Raw genomic sequence first — 14,283 nt, 5'->3', positions numbered from 1 at the left:
GTGCACGCGCCGGTGGTTCCATCTGACCGCACCCGCCGGTGGGTTCCGGCGGAAACCGGCAAGTCGCCGTGGCCTCGGGTCGGGTCAGGCGGTGGCGCGGGCGCGCGCGGTCACCGCACGAGCCGTACGACGGTGCTCGGCTGCCTCCTCGTGCCGACCCAGTGCGGCGGCCAGGTCGGCGAGGTGCCCGGCCACCGGGCCCACGGTGAGCACCCCGCTGCCGGCGGCCAGTTCGTCGGCGGCCGGCAGCAGCTCGGCGTGGACCCGGCTCATCGTGGCCCGGTCGTCGAGGGCGCACGCCGCCCGACCGACGAGGCAGAGCCGTACCTCCCGCAGCAGATCGTGCGGCCCCTCGGGAAGCGCCAGCAGGGCGGCCGTGGCGGCGTCCCGCTCGTCGGCGGCGACCAGCAGCAACGGTCGGACCCACGGCTCGTGCGGACCCCAGTCCAGGTCCGCCCAGTCGTCCGCGCCGAGCCCGGCGGTCGGCCGGTCCCCGCCGATGGTGTCGGCCAGCCGCAGACCGAGCAGGGCCAGCGGGAGCAACCCCTGGGTCAGCCCCGGCATGCCGTCGGCGCTCACACTGTCGGCAGCCGAGCGGTACGCCCGCGCCGCCGCGTCCGACTCGCCGTCGAGCGCCAGGCGCAGCGCGGCGTACCACCGGGTGAAGACACCGACCAACGGCAGGTCGTACCGGTCGGCGAGCCGGTCGGCGGCGCGGGCGTGCGCGTCGGCGGTGGGCCGGTCGGCCAGCGCGCAGTTGGCCTGGACCAGGACCAGGTGGCCGAGCACCTCGAAGGTCACCAGGTGGTTCCGGGCGGCCAGTTCGACAAGTTCCACGCCGATCCGGGCCCGCGCGTCGGCCAGACCGACGCTGTGGAAGGCGTGCATGAAGCGGGCGTTGAGCGCGAAGGCCAACAGCCCGGGGTCACCGATGTCGCGGGCGATCGTCTCGGCCTCGGCCGCGGCGCGGCGGCCCCGATCATGTGTGGTGCCGCGCAGCTCCAGCGCGAGGGTGCTCAGCAGCCGGCTGCGCTGCGCCGAGCCGGTCGGGCCGAGCGCGGTCAGGGCGTGTTCGGCGGCTCGGACGATGTGCCCGGAGAGCAGGTCGTCGTCGTTGCGCGTCCAACTGGCGGGCACGTCGAAGCCGGCTAGGGCCTCCTGGATCAGCACGGGGTCGCCGGTGGACTCGGCGACGGTGATCGCCTCGGCACGCCGTAGCCGCGCCTCGGCCAGCCGGCCCGTCACGGCCACCGCCCGCCCCAGGCCGAGCAGCGCTGTCACCCGCCCACGCGGCTCGACCCCGCCGGCGCTGTCGTACGCCTCGATCACCTGGCCCCACAGGCGGGCCGCCTCGTGCGGGTTGCCGCCCCGTTCGGCCCGCTCGGCAGCCACCTGGGCGTATGTCGACGCCTCGGCGGCGTGGGCCGGCCCGCCGGCGCGCAGCAGGTGGTACGCGAGGGCCGCCGGCTCGACGGGTTCCCGTTGTCGCAGCACCTCGGCGACGGCCGCGTGCCAGGCGGCGCGGCGCGGCGCGGACAGGTCGGCGTAGAGCGTGTCGCGGACCAGGATGTGGGTGAAGCGCAGCCGCCCATCGGACTCTCGTTCGGTGAGGAACCCGGCCGCCAGGGCGCGGTCCACGGCGTCCAGCGTTGCCGTCGGGTCACCGGCCAGCGCACCCAGCACGTCCGGGTCGAGGTCCCGACCGAGCACTGCCGCCTGCCGCAGCACGGTACGGGTCGAGGCGGACAGCTGCGCCAACCGGTGCCGGATCACGTCACGTACCCCGGGCGGCACGGCGGCCAACCCCGCCTGCCCCGTGCTCGCGAACAGCTGGGCCAGCTCGCGGACGAAGAACGGGTTGCCGCCGCTGCGCCGGTGTATCGCCCGGGCGGTGGCCGGGTCCGGTTGCGCCCCGACGATGGCGCCGACCAGCTCGCCGGTCGCCGACGCGGGCAGGCCGGCAAGATACTCCCGGACCGGTTCCAGCCCGGCGGCGCGGGCCAGGGTGGCGGTCAGCTCCGGGCTGATCTCGGTGGCCCGGTAGGTGCCGAGGATCAGCACCGGCCCGCTGGCCGGTTGCGGGCCGGTGAGCAGCGCGGTCAGCAGGTCCAGGGTGTCGCCGTCGGCGCGGTGCAGGTCGTCGAGGACCAGCAGGACCGGCTCGCGGTCGGCGACCGTCGAGATCAGTGCGGCCACCGCGCGGTGTCGACGGAACCGCACGGTGGCGGGGTCAGCCGAACTGTCGGCCGAACCGTCTTCCGGGTCGGCGACGACGGCGGGGGCGGCGGCGGGGGCGGCGGGCCCGGCGAGCGCGTCGGTGATCTGGGTCCACGGCCACGCCGGTGGGGCCCCCTCGTATTCCGGGCTTCGCCCCCACGCGGTGACCCAGCCCTCAGCGGCGAGTCGCCGGGTCAGGGCCTCGGCCAGCGCCGTCTTGCCGGCACCCGGGTCGCCGCTGAGCAGGGCGAGCGTGGGCTGGCGGCGGCGGGACGCGGCCTCGGCGGCGCGCCGCAGCCGCTCCAGCTCGGCGTCGCGGCCGACGAACGGGCGCTGCTCCGCCTGGACGGGTGCAACGGGTTCCCCGAGGCCGGGGGTGGTGGCCCGGTCGAGGTCCGGGGCGAGGTGCGGCGCCTGGGCCAGGATGTCGGCTTCCAGCCGTCGCAGTTCGGGCCCCGGGTCCACGCCCAGCTCGGTCACCAGCACGTGGCGGGCCTCCCGCAGCGCGGCCAACGCGTCGCCCTGCCGGCCGGCGCGGTACCGGGCCGTCGCGAGCAGCCTCCAGGCGTCCTCGCGCAGCGGATGGCTGGCCAGGTGCTCCGGCAGGTCCGCGGTGGCCTCGTCCGGTCGACCCACCGCCAGAAGCGCCTCCGCCCGCCGCTCGACGGCGAGCATCCGCAGCTCGTCCAGCCGGTTGATCTCCGCTACCGCCCAGGACTCGTTGGCGCAGTCGGCGTACGCGGGCCCACGCCAGAGCCCGAGCGCCGCGTCCAGCGCGGCCAGGGCCGGCGCGGGACGTCCGGCCGCCAGCAGCCGGGCCGCCTCGCCGACGGCCACCTCGAACCGTCCGGCGTCCACCGCGTCCGGGGCGGCCTTCAGCGCGTACCCGGGTGGCTCGGTGACCAGGATGCGGGGCGGCTGCCGGGGTGGTCTGTCGGGTTCCAGGGCCCGGCGCAGGTCGGCCACGAAGGTCCGGATCGCGCCCAGCGCGCCGTCCGGCGCGACCTCCCACAGGTCGTCGACGAGACGATCCACCGGCACCACCCGACCGTGGGCGATCAACAGCCGGCCCAGCACCAGGCGCTGCCGGTGTCCCCGCAGGGGGACCGGGCCGCGCTCGGTCGCGGCGATCACCGGCCCGAGCACGCCGAAGGTCACCGCGACGGGCGCCGTCAGCTGCCTGGTCATGGCACCAATCTAGGCCGGTGGCCCGGCCGGCACTGATCCGACGCTGACCGGCTGCTGATCACCGCCGGGCAGGCTCGGTGCGGTACGACGGCGACGGCCCACCCGCCCCGCCGGCACTGCTCACCAGGAAGGTTCCCCGTGGACCCCAAGATCAACGGATTCGACTACCGACGCGTCACAGTCGCCGACGGCGTGACGCTCAACGCCGCAGTGGGCGGTTCCGGGCCGGCCATCGTGCTGTTGCACGGCTTTCCGCAGACCCACCTCATGTGGCGGCACGTGGCCGCCGATCTGGCCGCCGACCACACTGTCATCTGTCCCGACCTGCGCGGCTACGGCGACAGCGCCAAGCCCCTCGACACCGACGGCACCGGGTACGCCAAGCGCACCATGGCCGCCGACATCGTGGCGCTGGCCGGCGCGCTCGGTCACGATCGGTTCGCGTTGGCAGGGCACGACCGGGGCGCCCTGGTCGCGTTCCGCGCCGGCCTCGACCATCCGGCGGCGATCAGTCACCTGGCCCTGCTCGACGTGCTACCCACGCTGGACATGTGGGACGTGCTGCACGGCGCCAGCGCCGCTGTGGCGTTTCACCTCTACCTGATGGCGCAGCCGCCCGGCCTGCCCGAAGAGCTGATCGCCGGCAGCCCGGACGCCTTCTTCGGTCACTTCCTGGACGTCTGGACCCGTGATCCGCAGGCCCTGCCGGCGGAGGTGCGGGCCGTGTACCTGCGCGCGTCCCGCGACGCCGTTCCCTCGATCGTCGCCGACTATCGGGCGTCCGCCGGGATCGACGTCACCCACGACGCCGCTGACCGGACGGCCGGCAATCAGCTGCGGATGCCGGTGACGGTGCTCCAACAGGACTGGGGCGCGGCGCTGGGCTATGACGCGGCGGCGGTGTGGCGGGCCTGGGCGCCGGACCTGGACCACCAGACGGTCACCTGCGGACACTTCATGGCGGAGGAGGCCCCGGCCGAGGTGCTCCGGGCGTTACGCGCCCTGCTCGCCCGTTGATTGATCGGCGGCCCGGCCCAGCACGCTCACCTTGAGCAAGATATCCGACACTCGGCGTCATAGGCCGGGCGTGCGGGCCGGGTCGCCGCGCTTCACCGCCCGATGTGCAAAACCAACCAGTAACGGGCTCTGACCTGCAGGAACGCGACGCTGCACCAGGTGGACGGCAACCGGTCATCGGTGCTACACAGGCAGATACCGGCAGCCAACGACGTCGTGTCGCTCCATCTTCTCGCCCAACGACCGTCCACAGGCAACGCACCACCGGGCTTGGCCGCACGAACCGCGCCTCGACGTCGCGACCCACCGAACGGCACTGGTCCACCGAGCGCTGCCGGACGCCGGTCCTCGACCAAGGAGTTGCCGTGGGAACCCTACGAATCCGATCCCGTCACCAGCCGTACGAGATCGCTGTCCTGGCCGCGGCACCGCTCTGCGGCATCCTGATGATGGCCCTCGATGTCCGGCCGACGTCAGTTCAGGTGTCGATGCCGGAGCCCATCCAGGTCGCCTGGGAGCTGGGTCTGATCGCTGTGGGCGTGGGTGGACTACTGGGCATCCTGTGGCCCGGCCGGCTCTCCACCGGGCTCGGCCTCGAACTCGCGTCGGTGCTGGTGCTCGGCACGATCACGGGCATGTACGCGGTAGCCGTGTTGGTCATGTCGGGCAGGAATTCCATCGTCGCCACGTCGTTCGTGATGGCGGTGACCGTCGGGTCACTCTGGCGGGCCACGCAGATCGCTATCGACCTTCGTCGCCTGGCCCGTGCGTGCGAATTTGTGACCTACGAACAGTTGCAGGCAGGTGTCACGTGATTACCGCACCCGCGCCAACCGCACCGCACTGGGTGCAGGTGGCGCTCAGCGTGCTCGGCATCCTCGGCGGCGGCACCGGCCTGGCGGCGATCGCCACCGTCGTGGCGCAGAGGGGCAAGTTCAAGGCCGATGCCGCCGACACGCTCACCGAGGCCGCCCTCACGCTCGTGCAGCCGTTGCAGACCCGGATCACCCAGTTGGAGGGCGAGGCGTTCAGCGCCCGGTCCGAGCTGGGCACGCTCCGCGAACAGGTCAACCAGTTGCAGTTCGTGGTCAGGGTGCTCACCCGGACGTTGGATCGCTGGCGCACCGCGATCCGCGCCCCCGACGCCACGCTGCGCAAGGTCCGGATGACGGTGGCGGAGTCCGACCGGATTCCCGAGATGGACCATTGACGGAAGTGGTGTCCCGCACGGCCCGACTCACGGCCGCCGGCTCAGCCGGCACCACGAAGGCGTTCGGTGAGTTCGCGCAGCGCCGCCCGGAACTCGGGGTCGGTCTCGCCCGGATGGTGCCCCCGCAGCGGCGGCGCGCACCGTTCCCCCGGTGCCGCCAGCAGGTGCGCCGGGTCCCGCAACCGGCGGTCGACCTGGCTGGCCGGATCGGCCGGATCGGGGGCCGGATCGCCGGGGCGGTGTGCGGCGAAGACCCAGCCGCCGACCGGGTCGGTATCCCGCCAGAGGTTGATCCACCGCCACTCGACCCGCTCCCCCACCTCGCGCAGCACCTGCTCGTTGAGGTAGGCCGGAAAGAGCCGGGCGTACAGCCGGTCCAGCGGTGACCCGTAGGTGAGCAGTGCGACCCGTTGACGTACCCGCGGGGGCAGCCGCAGCACCGCGAGGGCGAGCAGCGCCGACCCGTGGCTGTGCCCACAGAGCAACACCCCGTCGTGTCGTTCGGCCAGTTGGCTGATCCGGTCGGCCAACTCCGGCACCGCCCGGTCGGCGTAGCTCGGCGGGGCGAACGGGTGCGCGGCCCGGGGCCAGAAGGTGCCCAGGTCCCACAGGATGCCGACATGCCGGCGAAACCACGCGGTCCGATAGGCGAACACGCCACCTGTCACCAGCGTGAGCAACAACGCCGCCAGAAGGTAACTGCCCCCGCTGAGCCCCATCTGGACGGCGCCGGCCGGCAGCCCGAGCAGGTGCCGGGTCAACTCCTCCGGTTCGCGTCCGGTGCCCCCCACCAGACTCGTGGTCACTCCGACCACCGCGAGCGCCGCGTACGTGGCCGCCAGCAGACCCAACCACTCGGTGAACCGCGCCCGGGCGATGGTCTTCGTCGTCAGCCGTAGCCGGCCGACCGCCTCCGGCGGCACCACCGGGAAGTCACGAGCGGTGATCGCCGCCGCCGCACGCCGCCGACGCCGCCGCGACACCACTGACATCGCGCCGCAGAGCAGCACCGCCGCGACCACGTGCAGGAAGAAGGCCAGCAGCGTCCAGCGGTACGGCAGCGGTGGCCCACCGTCAGCGCGGTAGCCACCGAGCAACTCCCCCGTCTGGTAGACGAGGCCGGCGGAGAGCGCGCCGGTCAGGCCGACCGCGAGGGCGGCGAGGACCGCCGCGCCCAGGCCACCCGGCAGCGCGGCCCGGCCGCCCACCCGACCGTGGTGCCCCAGCACCGCCCCGCTGAGCAGCGCCAACAAGACCATCTGGCCGAGCAGCGCCCCGCCGGCGATCCCGCCGTAGCCGGGAAGTCCGCCCGCCGACGACCAGTCCCGCCGGTCGCTGGCCACTGTGATGAGGGTCGTCACGCTCAGGACGGCCGCCACCACACCCGCGGTGCGGGCGGTCCAGGTGGCAGTTCGCGCGGTAGCCGCCCGGTCGATCATCCCCGGAGTGGCGAGCAGACCAACGCAGGCCAGCAGCACCGCCGCGCTGAGCGCCAGCAGCAGCGTCGTGGAGAACGTCGCGCCGCTGGCGCGACGGGCCGTGAGCAGCACGACATTGAGTACGGCGAGCGCCGCGGCCACATGGATCGCGCGCAGTCGATGCACCAGCGGCTCCACCGCCCACAGTGGGTTGTCGGCCGGACCTGGCCGCCGGGTGCCGAGGAGGCGCAGGACCGCTATGGCGGCGATCGGCAGGAGCGCCAACACGGCCAGCCGCTGCCCGACGTGCCGGCCGTCGAGCCCGCCCATGGTGTCGAAGGGCGGGCGGCAGCGGGACGCGCCGAGGCACCGCCAGGCGAGCAGGTCGAGGGCGACCCCGGCGATGGACACCACGTACAGCACTGTGAGGTTGAGCGCGAGGAGCCGACACAGCACGCTGACCGCGGCGGCGCGGCGGCGGCCGGTGGGGCGCATCCACACCGCCACGTTGCTGAGCATGAACGGCAGCAGGAAGACCATGGCGAGCGTCCGGCCGACGGTGCCGGTGGGCAGATCACCCCAGCGGTACGCCTCAACCGTCACCCCGTCCGGGCCGACGCCGCCCGAGCGGGCGGCCCGGTGGAAGCCCCCGCTGCCGTCGCCGGCGACCTGCCGAACCTGCGGCTGGTCGAGGATGACAGTGGGGTCCGCCCCGGAGACGCCGTGCACCCGCAACTCCACAACGTCATGTCGTCGCTGTTGGTCGGCGTGTGGCGGTCTCTGCTCCGGCATCGGGGCAGCTATCCGGATCGCCGTTGGTCGGGCTGGTCGCTCTCCGCGGACTCGCTGATGAACCGCCACAGTCCCGGCATCGCGTCGAGGAGGACGATCAGCAGCAGCACTCCGGCGACGACGGCGCTGCTGACGAGCTGCGAGAACTGCACGCTGGCCAGCCCGCCCACGATGATGGCCGGCACGCCGACCAGGCGCGCCCAGGGCCGGCTGCCGTCGACAAGCGCCGCGAGCCGGATCCGGGCGGTCAGGAACAGCGCGGGGCCGATGACGCCAACCGCCAACTGCCCCGAGTCGCGTTCGCCCGGATCGTCGATCGTCATCTCCATGGCCACCGAGGTGGCCAGCACCCCGGCGATCATGACGAGGTGCAGGTAGCCCGCCATCAGCGTCAACTTGCTGCCGGGCGGGCCCTCCGCCTCGATCCTGGCGCCCAGCCGCCCGCCGGCCGGCACCAGGTAGAGCCGGGCCAGGGCCACCGCTGTCGCGAACGCCAGGGCGAAGGCCACGGTGCTGTCCCGGTCCAGACCGGACTGGCTGTAGGTGACGCCGGAGATCAGGATCAGCTCGCCCAGGGCGATGATGAAGATCTGTTGGTACCGCTCGGACAGGTGCGAGCCGTTCACCCGGAGTTCCGGCCAGGTGCTCCGCCCGAGCCAGGGAAACGGCCAGCGCACCCGCGCCAGTGTGTACTCCATGACGAGGGCCAGGGCCCAGAGCACCTCCTGGGCCGGGGCCACCGCCGCCCCCACCACCCAGAGCACGCCGGAGATCGCGAACCAGACCGCCACCCGCAGGCTGCGCAGTTGCAGCGGATGCCCGCGCAGCGCGGGGATCAGCATCGCCGCCCGACCCAGGTGAATGGCCACATAGGCGACGGCGAACACCATGGCGTGTCCGTCGAACACGGTGGGCACGGCCGCGGCCATCAGCAGGCCGCCGAACATCACCCAGAGCAGCAGTGCGACGATCAGCGGGGCCCGTGGGTCGAACCAGTCCGCCGACCAGGCGGTCACGAACCACACCCACCAGAGCGCCGCCAGCATCAGCGACACCTGGAAACCGCCGTTGAGGCTGGGATCGTCGAGCAGGGCCCGCGACAGCCGGGTCAGCGCGAAGATGAACGCCAGGTCGAAGAAGAGCTCCAGGAACGACGCCTTGTGCGGACTCTCCCGCCGTTGCAGCAACCGTTCCGCAAGCCCGTTCGCCATCGCCATCCTTCCGGGCCCGCAGCGGCCACCGCCGACCCAGTCGTACCACCTGCACGACCGGGTACGGGCGGGTTCCGGCGAGCCCGACCCTCCGGGTCAGCGGCCCGTGGTGACTGTCCGCTCGGAGATCAGGTCGGACGCCACGCTCCAGAGCCGCTCGGCGTTGCCGGTGTCGACCGCGTACGCGGCCACGCCGCTGTAGTCAGCGGGTCGCTCGGTGACGACCGGTGCCTCCGTGCAGTCCTCGAAGTAGCGACCGCCGACGCCGTCGAGCAGTGGGGATGCCGCGAGCAGCACCGAGGTGGCCGCGCCCTGTTGCGGGGTCTTGTGCATCTCCTTGGGCGACTTGAGCCCACCGGTGTGCTTCTGCAACCCGGTGGCGATCGCGCCCGGGTTGAGCGCGTTGGCGTAGATTCCCTCGCCGGCCCAGCGGCGGGTGGCCTCCACGGCGAGCAGGGCCTCGGCGCTCTTGGACTGCCCGTAGGCCAGCAGCGGGTCGTACGGCCGGAACGCGAAGTGCAGGTCGTCGAAGATCACCGGGGAGAAGAGGTTGCCGCTGGAGCTGACCGACACCACCCGTGCGCCGCCGGCCGCGGCGAGGGCGTCGTGCAGGCCGACGGTCAACGCGAAGTGCCCCATGAAGTTGGTGGCGAACTGCATCTCCCAGCCCTCGGCGGTGCGCTCCAACTCGGGCAACGCCATGATCCCCGCGTTGTTGACGAGGATGTGCAGCGGCTGGTCCCAGCCGGCGACGAACTGGCGTACCGAATCCTGGTCGGCCAGGTCCAGGGCGCGGACGGTGACCCGCTCCGCGCCGATGCTGGCCGCGATGTCGGCGGCGGCCTGCTCGCCCGCCGCGACCCGACGGACCCCGAGCACGACCTCGGCGCCGACGGCGGCGAGCGAACGGGCCGTCTCGATGCCGATACCGGCGGCACCGCCGGTGATGACGGCCCGCTTGCCGGTCAGGTCGACCCCGGCGATGACCTCGTCGGCGGTCGAGGCGAAACCGAAGGGGGTGGTGATGCGCTCTGTCATTGCTGTCCCGTCTCTCGATCACGCTTACCCCGACACTGTCACCCCCGTGGCAGCTGCTAGCCGGTTCCCTGCTTTTCCTGGTAGTGGCAGGACCAGGCAGGGCGGTCGGTGGTGGCTCCTACGATGGGCGGGTGAGCACGGCCGGCCCGCTGGGCGAATACCTGCGTGCCCGGCGCGAGCTGATCGGGCCGGGTGACGTCGGCCTGCCCGCGCACGGCCGTCGGCGGGTGCCCGGCCTGCGGCGCGAGGAGGCCGCCCTGCTCGCCGGCATCAGCGCCGACTACTACCTGCGGTTGGAGCAGGGACGTGACCGGCACCCGTCAACACAGGTGGTCGAGGCGCTGGCCCGCGCGTTGAGGCTGGACGCGGACGCTGCGGCACACCTGCACGGTCTGGCCCGGCCGGTGCCTTCCCGCCGGGCGGCGCGACCATCGGAGCGGGTGCCGGTGGGCATCAGGCAGTTGGTCGGCTCCTGGGCCGAGACGCCCGCCTTCGTGCACGGTCGGCACCTGGACGTGCTCTTCGCCAACACCGCCGCTACCGCACTGGCGCCGATCTTCAGCGCTGGGGTGAACCTGCTGCGTGCGGTCTTCCTGGACCCGAGCGTGCCGGCGCTCTACCCGGCTCTGACGGCCGTCGCGGCAAACGCGGTGGCCGGCCTGCGCGCACAGGTCGGCCCCGAGGTGGACGACCCCCGCCTGGTCGAGCTGGTGGAGGAGCTGACGGCCGGCAGCGAACGATTTCGACGGTTGTGGGCCCGGCACGACGTCACGGCCCGTGCGGGCGGCGGAGTGCGGGTGTTCCAGCACCCGGAGCTGGGCGAGTTGGCGCTGCGCTACGAGAAGCTCACGATCAGCGGCACCACCCAGTCGCTGGTGGTCTACCACGCCGAGCCGGGCACCCCGTCGGCGCGCTCGCTGGCCCGGCTGGCCCGACGGGCAGCACGCTAGCGTCGCCGGCTACCGGTTGGCCGCCCGCTCGGCGACCACCACCGAGATCCCGTCGAGGACACGTTGCAGACCGAACTCGAACGCGTACTCCGGGCCGTACGCGGCGCCGTGCTGCTGGCCGGCCGCGGTGCCGACCCGGGACGCGGTCGGGTAGGCGCCGGGCTTCAGGAAGGTCTCCAGCCAGGGCGCGTGCGACTGCCACCACTGACCCTCGGTCATGCCGGTCTCGCGCTCCAGGTCGACCACCTCGGAGGCGGCCCGGGCGGCGCTCTTCACATGACCCAGCACGAGGGTGAGCACCGCGTCGACCTCGACGTCGGTGAGCCCGATGTCGACGATCGCGGCGAGCTCGTAGTCGTACTTGGCCATCAGGTGCGGGCCGAGCACCGGTCGGGTCGTCTCGGCCCGCAGCATCCAGGGATGCCGCTGGTAGAGCGCCAGATTGTCGCGGGCGATCCGTTCCAGCCTGGTCCGCCAGTCGCCCTCGACGGCGGGGCGCGGCATCTCGCCGTACGCGGTGTCGATCATGACGGCGACGAGTTCGGCCTTGCCCGGCACGTAGGTGTAGACCGACATCGTGCCGACCCCCAGCGCCTCACCGACCCGGCGCATGGTCAGCGCGTCGAGCCCTTCCGCGTCGGCGATGTCGACAGCGACCCGGACGATCCGGTCGACGCTGAGCGCCGGACCGGCGCTGCGGCTGGTCGGCTCCCGGGTGCGCCAGAGAAGGGCCAGGCTGCGGGCCGGGTCCGCGGTCGCCTTGCGCTCACTAGCCATGGTGCGGCCATCCTAACAACGCAGCCGTACGCAGTACGCCCGCACGGTCGGCGGGCTGCTCCCCGGTCCCCGCGCGCTGTCAGAGCGCCTCGCTGTCGTCGGACAGCGTCGGACCGGCGGCGGCGGGCACCAGGTGTCGGACCTCCGGCTCCCCGTCGGTCAGCTCCCGGGCCCGTTGCTCGGCCGCGCGGTCCTCACCGGTCAACCGGCCACCGTGCTGGCGCAGGTGCTCGTCCCAGGACGGCACCAGGTACACCTCGACGAACCGGTCCACCGTCTCGGCCGGGCGGAACAGCCCCCAGCGCATCGCGCCGGTCCGCTGCCGCGCGCCACGCACCAGGTCCATCGCCGCCAGGAACCGTTGGGCCCGCTCCGGCCGGACTGTGTACTGCACAGTCACCAGCACCGGCCCCACCCCAGGGTCCGGCTCGCGCGCCAGGTGCAGTTGCGGCCAGTACGCCGCCGGTTCCCGGTTCACCGACCGCAGGTCCGGCAGCGGCCAGATCCGACTCGTCAGGGTGCCGATCAGCATCAGCACCGCCGCCACCAGGTACGCGAGGACCAGCCCGGCCATCTCGGCCACCAACCCCCAGAGCAGCGCGCCGACCGCCTGGCCACCGGCGAAGCACACCTGGTAGACGGCAAGGCCCCGGGCCCGTACCCAACTGGGCAGGAAGAGCTGCATCTCGGCGTTGACATTGGCCAGCACCGTCACCCAGGCCATCCCGGCGGGCAGCAGGGCGAGCAGCACCAGCGGCACGGCCCGCACGGTGCCGACCACTGTCAGCGCCACTGTGAACAGCGCCCCGGCGATCAGCAGGAGCTGGTTGGCCGACAGCCGGGTGCGGATCACCGCCAGCAGCACGCCACCCGCGATGGCGCCCACACCGAGAGCGGCCAGCAGCACCCCGTACCCGCCGGAGCCCAGCCCCAGCCGCCGACTCGCCACCAACGGCAACAACGCCCACAGTGCGCTGGCCGGGACCACGAAGACCAGCGCACGGCGCAACAGGCGGCGAACGGTCGGCGAGTGGCGTACGTAGCGGCTGCCGGCGCGCAATGCGGCGGTGAACCGCTCGGGCACCTCGACCGCGCGGGCGTTGCCGGGCCGCCAGCGCCACAGCGCGTACGCGAAGATCCCGAAGGCGACCGCGTTGATACCGAAGACCGGCGCGACGCCGGTCCGGGCGATCAGCACGCCGGCCACCGCGGGCCCGACCGCCCTCGCCACGTTCACGCTGATTGAACCCAACGCGGACGCCGACCGCAGTTGCTCCTGCGGCACCAGCTCCGGGATCACCGCCGCCCAGGCCGGCAGGGTCAGCGCCTGCCCGACCCCGAACGCGAAGGTGAGGGTCAGCAGCAGTGCCGGCGGCATCCGGCCGGTCAGCGTGAGCAGCGTCAACGCCACCGCCACCGCCACCAGGAACAGCTGCACGGCGATCAGCAGGTGCCGGCGGTCGAAGCTGTCGGCCAGCACCCCGGCGGGCAACGCCAGCAGCAGCACCGGCAGCAGACTGGCGGTCTGCACCAACGCGACAAGTGTGGAGGCGTTGGAATGGTTGATCAGCAGCCACTGCGCGCCGACGGTCTGCATCCAGGTGCCGATGTTGGCGGCGAGCAGGGCCAGCCACAGGTTGCGGTAGACCGCCGTCCGCAGCGGCGCCCAGGCCGAGGCCGGACGGTCGGCGGGTCCGGCTGCGGCAGTCACCACCGCCCATCCGCGCGCAGCACGCGCTCACCGGAGACGTAGAGGTCGTCGGGTTCGAGCAGCAGCAGTCGGACGACCTCGGTGGCGACCTGTTCGGGCATGGCGTACACCTCGTCCAGGAACTCGGCGCCCACCCGTTCCTGTAGCCGCGTCGGCATCGGCCCGGGATGCAGCTGCATCACCTTCACCCGGTTGCTGTGCTGGGCCTCGGCCAGCGAATCGACAAGGCTGTTGCCGTAGCTCTTGGTGGCCCGGTAGACGGGGATGCCGGGCCGGGGGGCCGCCAGCGCCAGCGCGCCGATGTAGACGACGTTGCCGTGACCCTGCCGGTGCAGGTGCTGCACCGCCTCCCGCAGCAGGTACGTGATGCCCAGAACGTTGATCTCCACGGCCCGGCGGATGTGTTCCACCGACAGGTCCCCCAGGTCGCCGCCCGCCCACATGGAGGCGCAGGCCGCCACCCCGTCGATCGCGCCGTAGCGCTGGACCACCTTGGCGAAGGAGTCGCGGACCTGCTCGTAGGAGGAGATGTCGCAGACGGCGCCGTCGCAACCCAGCTCGTCGGTCACGGCGGCGACCTCGGCCGGCACGTTGCCGAACACCACCACCTGATGCTCGTCGACGAGCAGTCGGGCCACCGCGAGGCCGAGACCGCTGGTCCCGCCGACCACCACGAAGGTTCTGGCACCCATGTCTCTCCAGCCGCCGCCAGCACAGGCCACGCGGGGCGCGTGACGGCGCGTTCTTCCCGTTT

Annotated in this window: 11 protein-coding genes; 4 read left to right on the top strand and 7 right to left on the bottom strand. The window is 73.0% G+C overall.

Features of this window, described 5'->3' with window-relative positions:
* Nucleotides 1-84: 84 nt before the first annotated feature.
* Entirely contained in the window at nt 85-3,405 is a 3,321-nt protein-coding gene (locus AB0B98_RS05955; protein WP_357361210.1) for a BTAD domain-containing putative transcriptional regulator, read from the bottom strand.
* 138 nt (nt 3,406-3,543) lie between these two features.
* On the opposite strand from AB0B98_RS05955, the gene AB0B98_RS05950 reads away from it, so the two are divergent.
* The 3 genes from AB0B98_RS05950 (at nt 3,544) to AB0B98_RS05940 (ending at nt 5,632) form a co-directional block, all read left to right on the top strand.
* A complete protein-coding gene (locus AB0B98_RS05950) occupies nt 3,544-4,422 on the top strand; it encodes an alpha/beta hydrolase (protein ID WP_357361209.1) in 879 nt (292 codons plus the stop codon).
* A gap of 365 nt (nt 4,423-4,787) precedes the next feature.
* Nucleotides 4,788-5,237, top strand: coding sequence for a hypothetical protein (locus AB0B98_RS05945; RefSeq protein ID WP_357283369.1), 450 nt, complete (start codon nt 4,788-4,790; stop codon nt 5,235-5,237).
* Nucleotides 5,234-5,632 (top strand): hypothetical protein, encoded by a 399-nt coding sequence (locus tag AB0B98_RS05940; protein ID WP_357283365.1) that lies wholly within the window; start codon nt 5,234-5,236, stop codon nt 5,630-5,632. The genes AB0B98_RS05945 and AB0B98_RS05940 overlap by 4 nt, the downstream gene beginning before the upstream one ends.
* A gap of 41 nt (nt 5,633-5,673) precedes the next feature.
* On the opposite strand, the gene AB0B98_RS05935 is transcribed toward AB0B98_RS05940, so the two are convergent.
* The 3 genes from AB0B98_RS05935 to AB0B98_RS05925 all read right to left on the bottom strand — a co-directional run bounded on the left by AB0B98_RS05935 (nt 5,674) and on the right by AB0B98_RS05925 (nt 10,091).
* Nucleotides 5,674-7,842, bottom strand: coding sequence for a hypothetical protein (locus AB0B98_RS05935; RefSeq protein ID WP_357361208.1), 2,169 nt, complete (start codon nt 7,840-7,842; stop codon nt 5,674-5,676).
* Nucleotides 7,843-7,850: 8 nt separating this feature from the next.
* Nucleotides 7,851-9,053 carry a low temperature requirement protein A gene (locus AB0B98_RS05930; RefSeq protein WP_357361207.1) on the bottom strand — a complete coding sequence of 401 codons (1,203 nt, stop codon included), beginning with the start codon at nt 9,051-9,053 and terminating at the stop codon, nt 7,851-7,853.
* A 96-nt stretch (nt 9,054-9,149) separates the two neighbouring features.
* Nucleotides 9,150-10,091, bottom strand: a complete 942-nt coding sequence (locus tag AB0B98_RS05925; protein ID WP_357361206.1) for an SDR family NAD(P)-dependent oxidoreductase — start codon at nt 10,089-10,091, stop codon at nt 9,150-9,152.
* 131 nt (nt 10,092-10,222) lie between these two features.
* Here AB0B98_RS05925 and AB0B98_RS05920 point away from each other — a divergent pair, with 131 nt between their 5' ends.
* On the top strand, nt 10,223-11,041 hold the full coding sequence (locus tag AB0B98_RS05920; protein WP_357361205.1) for a helix-turn-helix transcriptional regulator: 819 nt from the start codon (nt 10,223-10,225) through the stop codon (nt 11,039-11,041).
* 9 nt (nt 11,042-11,050) lie between these two features.
* Here AB0B98_RS05920 and AB0B98_RS05915 read toward each other — a convergent pair whose 3' ends face one another.
* The 3 genes from AB0B98_RS05915 to AB0B98_RS05905 form a co-directional block, all read right to left on the bottom strand.
* Complete coding sequence (locus tag AB0B98_RS05915; protein ID WP_357361204.1) at nt 11,051-11,818, bottom strand: TetR/AcrR family transcriptional regulator; 768 nt, start codon at nt 11,816-11,818, stop codon at nt 11,051-11,053.
* Between the two features lie 79 nt (nt 11,819-11,897).
* Complete coding sequence (locus AB0B98_RS05910; RefSeq protein ID WP_357361203.1) at nt 11,898-13,532, bottom strand: MFS transporter; 1,635 nt, start codon at nt 13,530-13,532, stop codon at nt 11,898-11,900.
* Nucleotides 13,526-14,221, bottom strand: a complete 696-nt coding sequence (locus AB0B98_RS05905) for an SDR family NAD(P)-dependent oxidoreductase (RefSeq protein ID WP_357361202.1) — start codon at nt 14,219-14,221, stop codon at nt 13,526-13,528. Before AB0B98_RS05905 ends, AB0B98_RS05910 begins: the two co-directional genes overlap by 7 nt.
* Nucleotides 14,222-14,283 lie beyond the last annotated feature (62 nt).

The organism is Micromonospora sp. NPDC048947 (assembly GCF_040649495.1).
Classification (GTDB): domain Bacteria; phylum Actinomycetota; class Actinomycetes; order Mycobacteriales; family Micromonosporaceae; genus Micromonospora; species Micromonospora alfalfae.
The sequence above is the reverse complement of the archived record's forward strand: the minus strand, read 5'-3'. Positions and strand labels throughout refer to the sequence as shown.

What these genes read in the sequence shown, in the direction of transcription:
- AB0B98_RS05955 (WP_357361210.1), bottom strand. Translation starts at nt 3,405, where the DNA reads ATGACCAGGCAGCTGACGGCGCCCGTCGCGGTGACCTTCGGCGTGCTC.
- AB0B98_RS05935 (WP_357361208.1), bottom strand. Translation starts at nt 7,842, where the DNA reads ATGCCGGAGCAGAGACCGCCACACGCCGACCAACAGCGACGACATGAC.
- AB0B98_RS05925 (WP_357361206.1), bottom strand. Translation starts at nt 10,091, where the DNA reads ATGACAGAGCGCATCACCACCCCCTTCGGTTTCGCCTCGACCGCCGAC.
- AB0B98_RS05915 (WP_357361204.1), bottom strand. Translation starts at nt 11,818, where the DNA reads ATGGCTAGTGAGCGCAAGGCGACCGCGGACCCGGCCCGCAGCCTGGCC.
- AB0B98_RS05930 (WP_357361207.1), bottom strand. Translation starts at nt 9,053, where the DNA reads ATGGCGAACGGGCTTGCGGAACGGTTGCTGCAACGGCGGGAGAGTCCG.
- AB0B98_RS05905 (WP_357361202.1), bottom strand. Translation starts at nt 14,221, where the DNA reads ATGGGTGCCAGAACCTTCGTGGTGGTCGGCGGGACCAGCGGTCTCGGC.